Annotated in this window: 12 protein-coding genes; 2 read left to right on the top strand and 10 right to left on the bottom strand. The window is 59.1% G+C overall.

What is annotated here, in order from left to right; translation table 11 throughout:
* Positions 1 to 35: 35 nt before the first annotated feature.
* The 5 genes from PL597_RS06700 to PL597_RS06680 all read right to left on the bottom strand — a co-directional run bounded on the left by PL597_RS06700 (position 36) and on the right by PL597_RS06680 (position 7,364).
* Positions 36 to 917, bottom strand: coding sequence for a helix-turn-helix transcriptional regulator (locus tag PL597_RS06700; RefSeq protein ID WP_271364801.1), 882 nt, complete (start codon positions 915 to 917; stop codon positions 36 to 38).
* 109 nt (positions 918 to 1,026) lie between these two features.
* Positions 1,027 to 3,216, bottom strand: coding sequence for a TonB-dependent siderophore receptor (locus tag PL597_RS06695; RefSeq protein WP_269823408.1), 2,190 nt, complete (start codon positions 3,214 to 3,216; stop codon positions 1,027 to 1,029).
* Between the two features lie 178 nt (positions 3,217 to 3,394).
* Positions 3,395 to 5,071 (bottom strand): ABC transporter permease, encoded by a 1,677-nt coding sequence (locus PL597_RS06690; RefSeq protein WP_269823422.1) that lies wholly within the window; start codon positions 5,069 to 5,071, stop codon positions 3,395 to 3,397.
* 72 nt (positions 5,072 to 5,143) lie between these two features.
* Positions 5,144 to 6,160 (bottom strand): extracellular solute-binding protein, encoded by a 1,017-nt coding sequence (locus tag PL597_RS06685; RefSeq protein WP_271364800.1) that lies wholly within the window; start codon positions 6,158 to 6,160, stop codon positions 5,144 to 5,146.
* Between the two features lie 148 nt (positions 6,161 to 6,308).
* Positions 6,309 to 7,364, bottom strand: a complete 1,056-nt coding sequence (locus PL597_RS06680) for an ABC transporter ATP-binding protein (protein ID WP_077984460.1) — start codon at positions 7,362 to 7,364, stop codon at positions 6,309 to 6,311.
* Between the two features lie 358 nt (positions 7,365 to 7,722).
* Here PL597_RS06680 and PL597_RS06675 point away from each other — a divergent pair, with 358 nt between their 5' ends.
* Both PL597_RS06675 and pgi read left to right on the top strand, forming a co-directional pair.
* Positions 7,723 to 9,435 (top strand): long-chain fatty acid--CoA ligase, encoded by a 1,713-nt coding sequence (locus PL597_RS06675; RefSeq protein ID WP_271364799.1) that lies wholly within the window; start codon positions 7,723 to 7,725, stop codon positions 9,433 to 9,435.
* 139 nt (positions 9,436 to 9,574) lie between these two features.
* Positions 9,575 to 11,200 carry a glucose-6-phosphate isomerase gene (pgi, locus tag PL597_RS06670; protein ID WP_271364798.1) on the top strand — a complete coding sequence of 542 codons (1,626 nt, stop codon included), beginning with the start codon at positions 9,575 to 9,577 and terminating at the stop codon, positions 11,198 to 11,200.
* A gap of 62 nt (positions 11,201 to 11,262) precedes the next feature.
* Here pgi and PL597_RS06665 read toward each other — a convergent pair whose 3' ends face one another.
* The 5 genes from PL597_RS06665 to pyrC all read right to left on the bottom strand — a co-directional run bounded on the left by PL597_RS06665 (position 11,263) and on the right by pyrC (position 15,986).
* Positions 11,263 to 11,991: an esterase family protein gene (locus PL597_RS06665; protein WP_271364797.1), complete on the bottom strand. Its 729-nt coding sequence runs from the start codon at positions 11,989 to 11,991 to the stop codon at positions 11,263 to 11,265.
* A complete protein-coding gene (locus tag PL597_RS06660) occupies positions 11,988 to 12,953 on the bottom strand; it encodes an acetylxylan esterase (protein ID WP_077984479.1) in 966 nt (321 codons plus the stop codon). Before PL597_RS06660 ends, PL597_RS06665 begins: the two co-directional genes overlap by 4 nt.
* A gap of 124 nt (positions 12,954 to 13,077) precedes the next feature.
* On the bottom strand, positions 13,078 to 14,004 hold the full coding sequence (locus PL597_RS06655) for a carbohydrate kinase family protein (RefSeq protein WP_137409710.1): 927 nt from the start codon (positions 14,002 to 14,004) through the stop codon (positions 13,078 to 13,080).
* Between the two features lie 99 nt (positions 14,005 to 14,103).
* Positions 14,104 to 14,802 (bottom strand): orotate phosphoribosyltransferase, encoded by a 699-nt coding sequence (locus tag PL597_RS06650; protein WP_077984455.1) that lies wholly within the window; start codon positions 14,800 to 14,802, stop codon positions 14,104 to 14,106.
* Between the two features lie 146 nt (positions 14,803 to 14,948).
* Positions 14,949 to 15,986 carry a dihydroorotase gene (gene pyrC, locus PL597_RS06645; protein WP_137409709.1) on the bottom strand — a complete coding sequence of 346 codons (1,038 nt, stop codon included), beginning with the start codon at positions 15,984 to 15,986 and terminating at the stop codon, positions 14,949 to 14,951.
* Between the last annotated feature and the right edge of the window lie 24 nt (positions 15,987 to 16,010).

Raw genomic sequence — 16,010 nt, 5'->3', positions numbered from 1 at the left:
GGATTTTTTTGAAGGAGGAGGGAACGAAACGGCGCCTATTGGCGGATTTTCTGCCAGACGGAAGGGGAAACGCCGACCATCTTGCGGAAGACGCGGGAAAAATGCGCCTGATCCGAAAAACCGGCGGCAATCGCGATATCAGTCAGCGCCATGTCCGGCCGCATCATCAGTTCCTTGACGCGATCGATGCGTGCCTGCATCTGCCATTGGTGCGGCGGCACACCGGTTGACGCCTTGAAGGCGTGGCTGAAATGGGATTGCGACAGGTTGGTGAGTTCCGCCAGTTCCTCCAGCCGGATCGACCGCAGGCAATGTTCACGGATATAATCGGTCGCGGCCCGCAATTGCCAGGCGGCAAGCTTGCTGCGTTTCCTGACCGGCTCCCTTTTCACCTTGAGGAAATCCGTCAAGAGCGCCAGCACGAGGCTTTCGCCGTAGAGGTCATGCAGCGGATCGGGATTATCGCATTCCGCAGCAATCAGCCGCGCGAGCGCCAGCAGCCGTTCATCCTCGAACATCAGATGCGGGTCGAGCAGGCTGTGCGGATCGAAGCCCTGCGCCAACCGGGCGCCCAGCAATCCCGCATCGAAATGCAGATCGAGATGGCGCACGAAGGAGACATTGCTGAGTTCGGCGTGCACATCGAGATCGGCGGGCACGAAGGAAATCCGGTTCGCCCTGGACGAGCCGTAAGTGTCGCGGCGGCAGCGGTTCATCATGAAACGGCTGTCATCCGTCCCGTCCATATCCAGCAGGAAAACGAAACGCGGATCCTTGCCGACATAACGGCCGCCCGCCTTCGGGGCGCAACGCACATCCCAGAGATCGGCGACGACGCCGTTCCACACCCGCGAACGCGGCCCGCCGATGACGGCAAAGCCCTCGATCTCATTTTCCATCCGCACGCGGAAAGCCATGGCCTCTCGATCCCGCAGGGCGCCATGGCGCCACTATAAACATGATAAATCTATTCATGTTTATAGTGGCAAACTGCTTACCCCGCAACTGCCGGCCTTCGGCCAAGCATTACCACTTCTTGGAAAGCTTGAAGGTGACGGTGCGGCTATCGCCCCAGCCGCAAACGGAGACGCCGGCGCAGCTTTTCACATATTCCTTGTCGAAGACATTGGCGACGTTGACTGAGGCCGTCCAGTCGTTCTTCTCATAGCGGATCGCGGCATCAAAGACCGCAGCGTCTGGAACACGCAGCGTATTTGCCTCATCCGCCCAGGATTTACCCTGATACCGTACGCCGCCGCCGAGGCTCAGCCCATCGAGTGCATCATTGGTGAAGGTATAGTCCAGCCACAGCGAGGCGGTTTGGGTGGGCACGATCCAGGGCGATTTGCCGATAAGGTTCGGGTTGGCATCGCGGGTAATCTCCAGATCCGTATAGGAATAGGAGGCGAGCGCCTTCCAGTTCTCGCTGAGATTGGCTTTGGCCTCCAGCTCGAAGCCGGTGGATTCCACCTGCCCGAACTGACCGCTCGTGGTTATGCCGCCGGCGGTATAGGACACGATGGCGTTGTCCTTGACCAGTTTGAAAACGGAAGCCGTGATGCTGCCGTCGAAGAAGCTCGGCTCGTATTTGATGCCGGCTTCGAACTGATGCCCTTCCTCCGGGGACGCCGGGGTGCCGTCGGCAAGCGTATCGATCAGCGGATTGAAGAAGGTGGCGGCCGAGATATAAGGGGTCAGACCATTATCGAATTCATAGGCGAGACCGGCACGGCCGCTCAGCGCGTCGTCATTGGAGCGGCGGGAAACACCCGCCGGCAGCCTGTTGTTCAGTTCCGTATCGACGTAATCATAACGGCCATTCAGCGTGACCAGCCAGCCATCGCCAAACCGCAACTGATCCTGGGCATAAATGCCGATCTGCTGCTGGGTGACGATATTGTCGGCATAAACGAAGTTCGTTCCCTGTGTCGAGCCATAGACTGGCTTCAGCGCGCCGATCGCATTCGATCCGCAGCAGGCCTGCACCTGATCCAGCCGGTAATATTTATAATCAAGGCCGAACAGCAGCGAATGGCTGACCGCGCCGGTATCGAACTGGCCTTCGACGCGGTTGTCGATGCCGAAGCTGTCGACCTTCGACAAACCGTCATAACCGAAGCGGGTCAGCATATAGTCGTTGGTGGTGGGATCGAGGATCGGCTGACCGTTGGCATCGGCATTGGCCCAGCCGCCCGGATAGGGCCCTTTCTCATGCTTGTAGAGGTGGCCATAGCGGGCGTTCTGGCTGATCTTCCAGCCGTTGTCGAATTCATGGCTGACCTCGTAACCCACCATGGACTGGTAGACGCGGCCATTATCGATATCCGGCTCGCCATAAAAGGCCTTGCGGTCAAGCTTGCCGAAGGGTGCGTCGACCACGGTGCCGACATAGGGCAGGAAACCGTTGCCGATATGAACCTGATCAAGCGCCGAGAAATAGCCGTAGAGCGTGGCGCTTGTCTGTGCGTCCGGCTCGAAGGTGATCTGCGGCATGATGAAACCGCGCAGATCCTCGGAATAGTCAGTGTAATTGTCGCCGCCCGAGACCTTGCCGGTGACGCGGTATTTCCACACGCCTTCACCATCGACCTTGTCGCCGAGATCGAAACCGAAGAAGGCATTGCCGAAATTATTGATGCCGATTTCCGTTTCGCGCACCGGCTCATCCTGCGGGCGCTTACGGACCATCTGCACGATACCACCGGGATTGGCGCCACCGTAAAGCACAGAGGCGGGGCCCTTTAGAACTTCCACGCGCTCCAGACCGTAGGCATCCATCTGGAAACCGCCGAAACCGTAGCTGAACAGGTTCAGACCATCCAGAAACACGCCCGTCTGGGTGGCCTGGAAGCCACGAATGTAAAACCAGTCCGTGTCGGGGTCGGCGCCGAAAGGCTCCGCCGTCACACCGGGGGTATAACGCAGCACCTCGTCGATTTTCGTCACCGCGCCGCGGTCATCCATTTCCTGGCGGCCGACGACCGATACGGATTGCGGAATATCCTTGGTTTCCGTCTCGGTTTTCGAACCGCTGGCGCTTTTCGTCGCGACATAACCCCGGACCGGGCCAGTCGCGTTTTCCGCGCCCTGCCCGTCAACGGTAATCTGCTGCAGAACGGTCGTTTCCTGCGCGTGGCCCATCACGGGCCCCATCAGAACAACGGCAGCCGTTCCCAACAGCAGACGGCTCAAAAACATCCCATGCAAATTTTTCAAAGATATGCCCCGAAACAGATCGCAGCCGGTGTCATATCCGACAGGCCGCAGCGCCTCAATTAAGATGAGTGTTTACATCAGGATTAAGGCGGGATGCTTGTCGTTTTCGGGGCTGATTTGAAGCTTATTGGCTTCTCACACAGTTTCAGACCCGCCATTTGTGAGGGCGGACATGGAATCAGCCCTTGCGTCGGCCGATCCTCGCAAGCAGCACCACAGGGAGCATGCCGATGACGACAATCGCCAGAGCTGCGATAGACGCCTCCTCATAGGTGCCGCGTGCCGCTTCACCATAAAGATGGGTGGCGAAGGTTTCGAAATTGAGCGGGCGAAGGAGAAGCGTGGCGGGAAGTTCCTTGACGCAATCGACGAAGATCAGCAGTGCCGCCGCCGCCAGCGAAGCCTTGGAAAGCGGCAGATGAATCTGGCGGAAGGTCTGGGTCGCGGAACGCCCAAGCGTGCGCGAGGCGTGATCGAAGGATTGCGGGATGCGGCTGAGCCCCGCATCGACACCACCAGCGGCAATGGTAAGGAAACGGGCGCAATAGGCATAGATGAGGGCCGCACCACTGCCGATGAAGATAAGGCCGGTAGAAATGCCGAACCAGTCACGCATGGTCTGATCTACAAAACGGTCGAAACCGCCAAGCGCGATCAGCACGCCGATGGCGATGACCGTGCCCGGGGCCGCATATCCAACCGTCGAAAGGCGATAGGACCAGCGCGCGAGACGTCCCGGTGCAAGCCGCATTGCGTAAGCAACCGCGAGCCCGAGGATAAGGGTGATCGTCGTCGCCAGCCCGGCAAAGAGGATGGTGTTCGCGGCCTCCTCGGCAAAGCGCGCCGACAGGCCGCTGAAGCGGAACCGCTTCCATGCCTCGATGACGAGATAGCTCGCCGGCGCCACGAAGCCGATCAGGACCGGCAGGCTGCCAAGCGCAAAGGCCGCCCAGCCCTTCAGGCCGGTCAACCGCAGCGGCTCCAGTTCCCTGTTTTTCTGCGCCGAAACCGCATAACGCTGCCTGCGCCGCGCCCAGCGCTCCAGCGCCACGAGGGCAACAACGATGAACAACATGGATAGCGCGATCTGCGCCGCACCCGGCAGGTCCGATTTCGTGACCCAGGTGGTGTAGACGGAAACGGTGAGAGTGCGGACGCCAAGGAACTCCGAAGCGCCTATATCATTCAGCGCTTCCATCAGCGCAAGACTGATGCCGACCGCAATCGCTGGTCGCGCCAGCGGCACTGCCACCTTGAAGAAGGCCGCGCGTCTGGAAACGCCGAGCGTTCGCGCCGCTTCCAGCAGGTTTCCCGCCTGCGTCAGGAACATGGCGCGCACGGGAATATAGACATAGGGAAACAGCACGAAGCCGAGAAGGACGATGCAGCCCTTCATGGACCTTATGTCCGGCAGACGGAACTCACGCGGGCTGGAATAACCGAGCAGCCAGCGGATCGCACCCTGCACCGGTCCTATCGGATGCAGAATATCCAGATAGGCGTAAGCGACGATATAGGTGGGCATGGCCAGCGGCAGCAGCAGCGCCCATTCCAATATTTTGCGGCCGGGAAAATCATAAGCGGTGACCAGCCAGGCGGCATAGGTTCCGACGACACCGGCCAGCAGCCCGACCCCGGCGAGAAGGATCGCCGTATCCGGAAGCGCCGTCCAGAGCACGGTCGAGCCGAGATGCGCCCACAGACCGTCTGAGCCCTGCACCGCCTGCGAAACAAGCGCCAGAACCGGCACCATGGCGCCACAAACCGCCAGCAAAGAAAGGCCCAGCCACCAGGAGGTGGAGGAAAACCTGGCTCTCGTCGGGGATGTCGATGGCTGAATGGCGTCTGGATTCATGTGCTTCTGGAAAATACGCGGAAAGGCGTCCGCGGGTGCGAACGCCTTCCACATTGTTATCGTCGACTGGCCTTACTTGTCGAAACCGACCTTGTCGACCAGCTCGCTCGCCTGCTTGCGATGCGAGACGATTTCCGTGAGCGTCTTGTTGTCGATCTTCAGCGTGCCGAAGGAAGCGATGATCTCGTTGAGAGCCGCGCCCTGCTTGACCGGATATTCGTAGTTGGCTTCAGCATAAATCTTCTGGGCTTCGTCGGAGACGAGATATTCCAGAAGCTTGACGGCTTCCGCCTTGTTCGGAGCGTTCTTGGCCACGGCTGCGCCGCTGATATTGACCTGCGTGCCGCCATTTTTGAAGGTCGGCAGAACCACCTTGATGGCATCGCCCCACTTCACCTGCTCCTCGCCGCCCTTGCCCGAGCGCATCAGGCCGACATAATAGGAGTTGGCAATGCCGATATCGCAAATGCCGCCGAGAATGTCCTTGGCAACGTCACGATCGCCGCCGCCGGCCTTGCGGGCCAGGTTTTCCTTGACGCCAGCAAGCCACTTTTCGGTGTCCGCAGCGCCGTAATGGGCAATGTAGTCGGCAAACAGCGCCGTGTTATAGGGATGCTGGCCGGCGCGAATGCAGACCTTGCCCTTCCACTTCGCATCCGCCAGATCTTCATAGTTGAAGGCGGCGAGATCGAGATCCTTCGCTGCGTAGAGAACACGGGCGCGCATGGACAGCGCGAACCAGTGACCCTTGGCATCGCGAAGCTCAGCGGGAACAGCCTTGGTCAGGGTCTCGGATTCGACCGCCTGGGTGACACCCTGTTCGGCGAGATCAACGAGTTTACCGGCATCCACCGTCATCAGAACGTCGGCAGGCGAGCTTGCGCCCTCGCTCAGAACGCGCTCGGCAAGACCATCCTTCAGGAACACGGTATTGACCTTGACGCCGCTCGAGGCAGTGAAAGAGTCGAGCAGCGGCTGGATCAGGCCCGGTTCGCGGGTGGTATAAATGTTGAGTTCAGCAGCGCTGGCCGTTCCGGCCGCAAAGGCAACCGTGCTGGCAAGCAGGGCAAATCTCGTAAATTTCGTCATGTTTTGTCTCCCTCTGCGATAGCGGCAATATGGAGGAGCAGACATCATACATGACGCGCCAAATCAAGTTTTATTTCTCTGTTTTCAAGGCGGAATCGATCACCAAGAGTTGAAAATGAAGCGAGAATAAGCATGCAAATCCGCTCACTCAACCTCCAGTAAATATCAACACTCCCTTGGGATCGATACCGAAGCGCACCGTCTTGGTCCGGGTGGGTGTGCGCTGCATCGTCCTCACACGCAGATCTGCCGAAAGTCCGGGCACGGCTATGCCAAGCTGCTCGATCTCCCCGAGGAAGACACGGCTCGATATTTCGCCGGCAATTCCTTCTTTCGCCGCACCGTCCTCGATGATCGAAATCGCATTTGGGCGAACATAGGCAACGGCGGCGAGACCGTCAGGCAGATCGGACGCATCGCCCAGAAGCCCGAGCGGCGTTTCGACGCGGCCCTGTCTCATCCGGCCCTCGATCTTGTTGAAGGCGCAGAAAAAATCGGCGGCATAACGGGTTTTGGGATGATCGTGGATTTCGTAACCCGTGCCGCTCTGCACGATGCGACCTTGCTGCATCAGAACCACACGGTCGCCTGCGGAAAGCGCTTCTTCAGGATCATGGGTGACCATGATCGCCGTGGTGCCCAGCTGCCGCAGGAGCCCGAGCGTTTCCTCACGCACACTGTCTCGCAGCCCCCTGTCCAGATTGGAAAAGGGTTCGTCCATCAGAAGTAGGCCCGGCTGCGGGGCAAGCGCGCGGGCAAGAGCCACACGCTGCTGCTCCCCGCCCGACAGCGTATGCGGATAACGTTTCGCCAGTTCCTGCAGGTGAACATGTTCGATCATTTCCGCAGCACGACGACGCGCCTCCGCCTTCGGCAGCGACCGTAGACCGAACATGACATTCTGTTCCACGGTCAGATGCGGGAACAACGCATAGTCCTGAAAGACGAAACCGATATTGCGCTTTTCCGGCTCCACGAAAACAGCGGGACCGGCAACGACAGCGCCGTTCAGGGAAACGCTGCCATGGTCTGATGTCTCCACACCCGCCACGATGCGCAGCAAGGTCGATTTTCCACAGCCGGAGCGCCCCACCAGGCAAATGATTTCGCCGCGTTCGACGGAAAGATCGATATCGGACAGCACATCCGTATCGCCGAATCTCTTCCCGACCGATTTCAGTTCCAGCGCTACTCTGCCTGCCATTTCCAATCCTGCCCTGCTTTGCGAATTATGTTGATCGCTCAAATCAGGATTAAAGTCAAAAAAGCCTGGCGAAATGCGTTTCTCCTCACGGATTGGCGCAATGTGCGGCAGCAATATTGACGTTTACGTTAGAGTTAAATAAGCTTTGCCGACAAGATGGACGTTAAGGGATTACGCGTCTATCATTCGTCACCGGGGAGCGAGAGGAGCGGTCGATCCGGTGACGCCACACGGGGTTCCCTCAATCAGGCTGATTGGGCCGCCTGAATGCGGGCGCTTCGTGAATGTCAGGCAGCACAAAGCGCCTCTTCGCGGTTCATCGAACGCGCGGCGCGACAAAGACTCTGGGAGGAGCAGCATGAGTGAATTGTCCCTGGGACATCCGGAGAATGTCGGTGTTACCAAACGCTGGCTGGCATCCTATCCGCCGGGCGTGCCTTCAGAGATCCCCACCTCGACAAATGCCTCGCTCGTCGACCTTCTCGAAAAGAGCTGCAAGCAATTTGCCGATCGCAAGGCCTTTTCCAGCATGGGAAAGTCCCTGACCTATCGGGAACTGGACGCCGAGACCCGCGCGGTCGCTGCCTGGCTGCAGTCCAGAGGGTTGGAAAAAGGCGACCGGGTTGCCGTGATGATGCCGAATATCCTGCAAAATCCCGTCGCGGTTTATGGAATTCTACGGGCGGGCATGGTCGTGGTCAATGTCAACCCGCTCTATACCCCGCGCGAACTGGAACACCAGCTGAAAGATTCCGGCGCGAAAGCCCTGTTCGTGCTGGAAAACTTCGCCCATGTGGCGCAGCAGGCGGTACCAAAAACCGCGGTGCGGCATGTGGTCGTCGCCGCGATGGGCGATCTTCTCGGCCTCAAGGGTCATATCGTCAATCTGGTGGTTCGCAAGGTCAAGAAGCTGGTGCACGCCTACGCCATTCCCGGCTCGATCAGCTTCAAGGCCATGCTGAAGGAAGGCCAGGGATTTTCCTTGAAGCCGGTTAGCCTCACGGCACAGGACATCGCCTTCCTGCAATATACCGGTGGAACGACTGGCGTCTCAAAGGGTGCGGTTCTCACCCATGCCAACCTTCTGGCCAACAAGCTTCAGATCAGCCTGTGGCTGGACGCCGCCTTCAACGGCCGAAAGGACCGCCCTGATGTTCTGAACTTCATCTGCGCGCTGCCGCTCTGTCACATCTTCGCATTGACGGTGAATTCGCTGATGGGCATTGCGCTCGGCGGCCACAATCTGCTGATCGCCAATCCACGCGACATTCCCGGCTTCGTGAAGGAACTGACGCATTATCAGCCGCATATTTTCCCCGGCATCAACACGCTTTTCAACGCGCTGATGAACAATGAGGATTTCCGCAAACTCGATCTGTCATCGCTCATTCTGGTTCTCGGTGGCGGCATGGCCGTGCAGAGGCCTGTCGCGGAACGCTGGCTTTCCATTGTCGGCTGCCCGATTGCCGAGGGTTACGGCCTCTCCGAGACATCACCCGTTGCAACGGTCAATCGTCTCGATTCCACGGAATTCAGCGGCACCATCGGCCTGCCCATCTCCTCTACGGAAATCGATATTCGCGACGAGGACGGCAAGAGCCTGCCAACAGGTGAAGTCGGCGAGATCTGCATTCGTGGCCCGCAGGTCATGGCCGGCTATTGGCAGAGGCCGGATGAAACCGCGAAAGCCATGACGGCGGACGGCTTCTTCCGTTCCGGCGACATGGGCTTCATGGACGAGCGCGGTTACACCAAGATCGTCGACCGCAAGAAGGACATGATCCTCGTTTCCGGTTTCAACGTCTATCCGAACGAAGTAGAGGAAGTGGCCGCCAGCCATCCGGGCGTGCTGGAATGCGCTGCAATCGGTGTTCCGGATGAACATTCCGGCGAAACCGTTAAGCTTTTCGTCGTCAAGAAGGACCAGTCGCTCACGGAAGCGGAACTCAAGGCCTTCTGCGCCAAGAGCCTGACCAACTACAAAAGGCCGAAAATCATCGAGTTCCGCACCGAGTTGCCGAAATCGAATGTCGGCAAAATCTTGCGGCGCGAATTGCGCAATCTGAACTGATTGTCACGCGCAATGGGGAGAGCCGGACGACCGGCTCTTTCTTTCGTCCCGGCCCTTTTCTTTTATCAAAGTCGCCTTGATTTGGCCGCCTGAAAAAGAATAGTTTCCTCATCCTTCCACGGAAGCCGAGGAGCACAAGATGCAGGCCACCATCGAAAAACTGAAAGCAACGGCGAGCAGCACAGCCGCAACCGATCTGCGCGCCGCCTTTGCGGCAGACGACAAGAGATTCAGCCGTTTCAGCGCCAAATTCGATGACCTGTTGATGGACTACTCCAAATGCGCCGTGAATGAGGAGATCGTCACACTTCTCGAACAGCTCGCGCGCGAAGGCGGCGTCGAGGCCAAGCGCGAAGAAATGTTCTCCGGCAAGGCGATCAACTTCACCGAAGACCGCGCCGTGCTGCATACGGCGCTACGCAATCGCTCCAACACGCCGGTTCTCGTGGACGGCAAGGACGTGATGCCCGATGTGAACGCCGTTCTGGCGGCCATGGGCAAGTTTGCCGATGCGATCCGTTCCGGCTCCCTCAAGGGTGCGACCGGCAAAAAGATCACCGACGTCATCAATATCGGCATCGGCGGCTCCGATCTCGGCCCGGTCATGGCGACGCTGGCGCTCGCACCGTTCCATGATGGCCCGCGCGCGCATTTCGTTTCCAACATCGATGGCGCGCATATTGCCGATACGCTGAAGCTCATCGACCCCGAGACCTCGCTCTTCATCGTGGCGTCGAAGACCTTCACCACCATCGAGACGATGACGAACGCCGCCACCGCGCGCCGCTTCATCGCCGAGAAGCTCGGTGAGGCTGCCGTCAAGCATCACTTCGCCGCCGTTTCCACCGCGCTGGAAAAAGTTGCCGCCTTCGGCATCGAAAGCGACCGCATCTTCGGTTTCTGGGACTGGGTGGGCGGACGTTATTCGATCTGGTCGGCCATTGGCCTGCCGCTGATGATCGCCATCGGCCCGGATAATTTCGGCAAGTTCCTGGATGGTGCACATGCCATGGACAGGCACTTCCGCGAGGCACCGATCCGAGAAAACCTGCCGATGTTGCTCGGTCTCATCGGTTTTTATAACCGTAACGTGCTGAATTATCCGACACGCGCAATCCTGCCTTATGACCAGCGGCTGTCGCGTTTCCCCGCCTATCTGCAGCAGCTCGACATGGAGTCGAACGGCAAGGGTGTGACCATCGACGGCACGCCCGTCGAAGGCCAGTCCGGCCCGGTCGTCTGGGGTGAGCCCGGCACCAACGGCCAGCACGCCTTTTACCAGCTCATCCATCAGGGCACGAGCGTCATTCCGGCGGAATTCATGATCGCCGCCAATGGTTTTGAGCCAGAACTGCGCCCCCAGCACCAGCTTCTCATCGCCAATTGCCTGGCGCAATCGGAAGCGCTGATGAAGGGCCGTACGCTTGCAGAAGCGAAAGCCCAGCTCACCTCCAAGGGCATGGAAGACAGCCAAGCCGATTTCATCGCGCCGCACCGCGTCTTCACCGGCAACCGCCCGTCCATCACCTTCGTCTACGACAAGCTGACGCCTTTTGCGCTTGGCCGCCTCATCGCGCTTTACGAACACCGCGTTTTCGTCGAAGGCGTGCTGTTCCGTATCAACTCCTTCGACCAATGGGGCGTGGAGCTTGGCAAGGAATTGGCAACCGGCCTGCTTCCGGTCGTCGAAGGCAAGGAAAGTGCGGCGGGCCATGACAGCTCGACGCAGGGACTGGTGAAGGCGCTAGCGGGTCTGGCGGGCTGAGGTTCGTTACGACCAAGATCCAAAAAAGCCGGAGACACCTCCGGCTTTTTTAATGGGGCGGCTCAAATATAAAGCGCGGCCATCTTGCGCCACGCACCCGCACGGTGGGCGCGGCCGTCCCAGACGTGCATCCGATGCCCCACCTGCTTATCCGACAGGACACGGCTCAGATGATGATTGTTGTCCAGAAACGGGTCGGCATCGCCGATGGTGAAGACCATGTCGATACGCCGCAGGTGATCAAGCCGCCATGGGCAGTCAAGGCCCGGAAGAAAGTGGCTGGGTGTATGGAAATAGACGTCGTCGTCGTAATAACCGTCTAACAGATCGCCGAAGGATTCCACCTTCATCGTCAGATCATAACGACCGGAAAAGGCGACGAGCTTGCGAAAAAGATGCGGGTGGCGAAAGACGAGGCTGGCGGCCTGAAATGCACCGAGACTGCAACCCTGCACAATGGTGCTGCCGTGAGGATTTTTCTCGGCCATCAGCGGCAGCACTTCGTTCAGAATATACTCTTCGAAAGCGGCATGGCGGCGAATGCGATCGGCGGGATGATGCCGTGCCGCATAGAAGGTCTCTCTGGCCAGCCCCTCTATGCAATAAAGCTGAAGGTGGCCCGCCTCCAGCTTGTCGGCGAGACTGCCGACAAGGCCCAGTTCCTCATATTCGAAAAATCGCCCGTCGCGTGTCGGGAACATCAGCACCTTCGCACCGGCATGACCGAATATCAGGAGCTCCATGTCACGATGGAGCCTGTGACTATACCAACGGAAATATTCGCGTTTCATGGCACCTTGAAAAACCGTCTGACCTTGTCCTTATGGACCGCATCTTGCGATGCGCTGTCAGGGTAATCGAAATGTCCGGCGTCGAGGATGAAGATTTCATTAAATTTCGATTCTGGCAAAGCATTGGCCACGGCGAACTGGCAAGGTGGCGCCACTGCCGGATCGAAAAGCGCAGGCGCGACCAGCATCGGGACTTTTATGCGGGCGGCAGCACAGGCGGCATCGAACAGGCGCAGCGTTTCGAGCACATGGGCGTGGGTCTTGGAATAGGCCTGGACGGCATCCGCGCTGCCAACAGTCGGTAACGTCAACCAGAACGGCCTGTGGCCGAATGTCGGCACGACAAGGTGGCCACGATCAATGCGCTTGTCGAAAGGAATGGCCAGGGCACCGATGCCGCCGCCGAAACTGATGCCGCTGTAACCCACCTGCCCGTCCAGCCAGGGATAAAGGCTTATGAGCGTGGAAACGGCAACCCACAGATCGTCAACGCAGCCGCCGATGACGTAATCGTCCTTCCTGTCGATATTATAGAGAACATGTAGGGCCGGATCGGACGAGATCGGCGGACAGGTGCTGAGCGAAAGCCCACGAAAACAGGGAAACAACACGGCCGTCTCTTCCACGGGCACGTCAAAATCAGGAGCCTCGCGACCGCCATAACCATGGCCAACAACGAGGCCGCGACGCACCTGTCCCTCGCGCGGCAAAAGCAGCCATCCGCCGATGCGAAAACCGTCGGTGGATGTGTAGGTCAAATCTAGGACATGCCAGCGGGGGTCGCTGAGCCTGCTCTTGCGCAGCACCGGCCGGGGATCCGTGGCGAGCGCGCGGCGATAGCGCTTTTTCCAGAAATCATCGAAGCCGGGTGGCGCCTCGGGCGGGGTGATGGCCAGCAGCTGTTCACGCTGCATGCCATAGGTCGGGTCGAAATCAAAAGGATGGGACTTGGGAACGCTCATGCGACGCTTGTTTCGTGAAAAAACAGCGGACACAAGCTTCATAATATCGAAATAACGGTTTTTTACGGCTTTAGCGCCGGGAAGAGTGTTGAACCACTCGTTCAAAATGGTTCAACCGCGCCCATCACAAACCGATTTCATGCGCAAAGGGCGGATTTGCCCCGGCCCGCGAAACGGTGACTGCCGCAGCCTTTGCCCCCAGCGCAAGCGCCTTTCTGATCTGCTCTTCCGTCAGTGAGGCAACCTGCGCCTTGGTGAGAAGACCCTGCATTTTCAGCGAAGCCAGAATGCCGGCATCGAAGGTGTCACCAGCACCAACGGTATCCACGACCTCGACGCGTTCAGAGGCGACTTCAACCTTCAAGCCGGAGGTGTAGCCCACCGCGCCCTTGGCGCCACGGGTGACGACGACCAGCTTTGCACCGTGATGCAGCCAATGGCGGGCAAGCGTGTCCTCATCCCCTTCAAGACCGAACCAGGCGAGGTCCTCATCCGAGAACTTGACGATGTCAGACATGGCGGCCATGCGGCGGATGCGGGCCATATGCGACTGCTTGTCCTTGATGAAACCGGGGCGGATATTGGGATCGAGCGAAATGACACGGCTTTCATGCTCGCGTGTCATCAGCGCCTCATAGGTGCTGCCGCAGGGCTCCGGGATGAGGCTGATCGCGCCGAAATGCAGCGCCTCGCAATCCGCGCCCAGTGCCGGAAGCTCCTTCTCGGTAATCATCCGGCCAGCGGTGTTCTCGTCGTAGAACGCATAGGTCGCATGACCTTCCACCAGCTTCACGAAGGCGATGGTGGTCGGGCGCGAAAGGGTGGCGCAATAGCTGAAATCGACATTGCTGGCGCGCAGGGTTTCCCGCAGGATATCACCCATCATGTCATCGGAAAGACCCGTGAAGAAGGCGGAAGGAACGCCGAGACGCCCCAGCGCAATTGCCGTGTTGAAGACCGCTCCGCCTGCATAGGGGGCAAAACCCGCCTCGCCCAGCGTCGTCTGCCGGGGCAGCATGTCGATCAGGGCTTCACCACAACACAGGATCATTACGGTCCTCCTCAAAACAGCAAATCAAATGAACTTAAATCGATTTAGACGAAGATCGATCGGAAGGCCAGCCACAAGCTGGGCTGGCCACATCCGAAATCACGATTGCGGCAATTCGCTGACGCCGCCGTGCTTTGCCGACCAAGGCAGTGGATTGTCGAGGAAGGCTTCAACCTCTGACAGGGTCTTTTCGTCGAACAGTTTTTCAGCGCGGGCAACAGCCAGAACATCGCGCCAGGTCGTCAGATAATGCAGTTTGACATTGCCGTTGGAAAAGCGCGCTTCAGCCTCTTCGAAGATGCCGTAATAGAACAGCGCGATGCCGTGATCGACAATGCCGCCAGCCGCCCGGATAGCATCGATGAAGGTGAACATCGACCCGCCGGCCGTCGTCAGATCCTCGATGACCAGAACGCGAGCGCCTTCCGGCATATGGCCTTCGATCTGGGCGTTGCGGCCGTGGCCTTTCGGCTTCTTGCGGCAATAGATCATCGGCAGGCCGAGGCGCTCGGCAAGGAAAGCAGCAAAGGGAATGCCTGCCGTTTCACCGCCGGCGACACAGTCGAACTTCTCGAAACCCGCCTCGCGCATCACCGCCGCCGCCGCAAAATCCATGGCTGCGGAGCGAATGCGCGGGAAAGAGATCAGCTTGCGCATGTCGATATAGACAGGGCTCTTCATGCCCGAGGCAAAGGTATAAGGGCTTTCGGAATTGAAATGGACAGCCTTGATTTCCCACAACATTTTCGCAACCAGTTCCGCAACGACGGTGCGATCGGTGAATGTGAAGTGGTTCATAGGCGTTCTCCTTTTAGGCCTTGGTTTCTCGCTCCGAAAACCCGGATGGGTGTTCGGAAAGCACGCGTCTTTGTTCGGTATGCCGTCGCCCGCCGAGGTACTGGCAGACCATAACAAAACCGCCGGCAGTGCCGGCGGTTATAAAATCAGTCTACATCCCAATGGAGCGGGAACATCGGGTCAAATACGGTGACCGGCCCCGCGCCCGTCTCGATCTTGGCCGGGAATGATACCGGCTCGTCGCGCTTGACCAGCGTGATTGTCTCCTCGTTCGGAGCCAGCCCATACCAGGCCGGGCCGTTGAGCGAGGCGAAGGCCTCCAGCTTGTCGAGGGCGTTTTCATCCTCGAAGACGTGGGCGAGGCAGCTCATGGTGTTGATCGAGGTATAGATGCCGGCGCAGCCGCAGGCGCATTCCTTCAGCGGGTCCACATGCGGAGCGGAGTCCGTGCCGAGGAAGAAGCGCGCGTCGCCCGACGTCGCAGCAGCCCGCAGCGCAAGCCTGTGCTCCTCGCGCTTGGCGACGGGCAGGCAATAATAATGTGGCTTGATGCCGCCAACCAGAATGGCGTTGCGGTTGATGATGAGATGATGGGTGGTGATTGAGCCGGCGATGTTGGCCTTGGAAGACTTGATGTAATCCACGCCGTCGCGGGTGGTGATGTGCTCCATCGTCACCTTGAGCTCCGGCAGGCGCTGGCGCAGCGGTTCCAGAACCGTATCGATGAAGGCCTTTTCGCGGTCGAAAATATCGACCTCCGGCGTCGTTACCTCACCGTGCACGCAAAGCGGCAAGCCGATCTTCGCCATGCGTTCCAGAACCGGCATGGCCTTGTTGAAATCGCGCACCCCGCCGTGGGAATTGGTGGTCGCACCCGCCGGATAGAGCTTGACGGCAGTGATGAGGCCGCTTTTTTTGCCCTCTTCCACATCGTCGGCCTGCGTGTCCTCGGTCAGATAGAGGGTCATCAACGGCTCGAAACGGTCACCCGCCGGAATTGCCTTGACGATGCGTTCGCGATAGGCGCGGGCGTCGGCCGTGGTAACAACCGGCGGCACCAGGTTTGGCATAATGATGGCGCGGGCGAAATGGCGGCTCGTATCCCCGATCACCCCTTCCAGCATGGCGCCATCACGAAGATGCAGGTGCCAGTCATCAGGGCGGCGCAGGGTGAGCGACTTCATCGGGATACCTCGGAGCATGACGGA

The organism is Agrobacterium sp. ST15.13.013 (genome assembly GCF_027956525.1).
In the GTDB taxonomy this organism is placed as follows: domain Bacteria; phylum Pseudomonadota; class Alphaproteobacteria; order Rhizobiales; family Rhizobiaceae; genus Agrobacterium; species Agrobacterium salinitolerans.
The sequence above is the reverse complement of the archived record's forward strand: the minus strand, read 5'-3'. Positions and strand labels throughout refer to the sequence as shown.

Coding starts and splice junctions, on each gene's coding strand:
- PL597_RS06700 (WP_271364801.1), bottom strand. CDS start 917: ATGGCTTTCCGCGTGCGGATGGAAAATGAGATCGAGGGCTTTGCCGTC.
- PL597_RS06690 (WP_269823422.1), bottom strand. CDS start 5,071: ATGAATCCAGACGCCATTCAGCCATCGACATCCCCGACGAGAGCCAGG.
- PL597_RS06685 (WP_271364800.1), bottom strand. CDS start 6,160: ATGACGAAATTTACGAGATTTGCCCTGCTTGCCAGCACGGTTGCCTTT.
- PL597_RS06680 (WP_077984460.1), bottom strand. CDS start 7,364: ATGGCAGGCAGAGTAGCGCTGGAACTGAAATCGGTCGGGAAGAGATTC.
- PL597_RS06675 (WP_271364799.1), top strand. CDS start 7,723: ATGAGTGAATTGTCCCTGGGACATCCGGAGAATGTCGGTGTTACCAAA.
- pgi (WP_271364798.1), top strand. CDS start 9,575: ATGCAGGCCACCATCGAAAAACTGAAAGCAACGGCGAGCAGCACAGCC.
- PL597_RS06665 (WP_271364797.1), bottom strand. CDS start 11,991: ATGAAACGCGAATATTTCCGTTGGTATAGTCACAGGCTCCATCGTGAC.
- PL597_RS06660 (WP_077984479.1), bottom strand. CDS start 12,953: ATGAGCGTTCCCAAGTCCCATCCTTTTGATTTCGACCCGACCTATGGC.
- PL597_RS06655 (WP_137409710.1), bottom strand. CDS start 14,004: ATGATCCTGTGTTGTGGTGAAGCCCTGATCGACATGCTGCCCCGGCAG.
- PL597_RS06650 (WP_077984455.1), bottom strand. CDS start 14,802: ATGAACCACTTCACATTCACCGATCGCACCGTCGTTGCGGAACTGGTT.
- pyrC (WP_137409709.1), bottom strand. CDS start 15,986: ATGAAGTCGCTCACCCTGCGCCGCCCTGATGACTGGCACCTGCATCTT.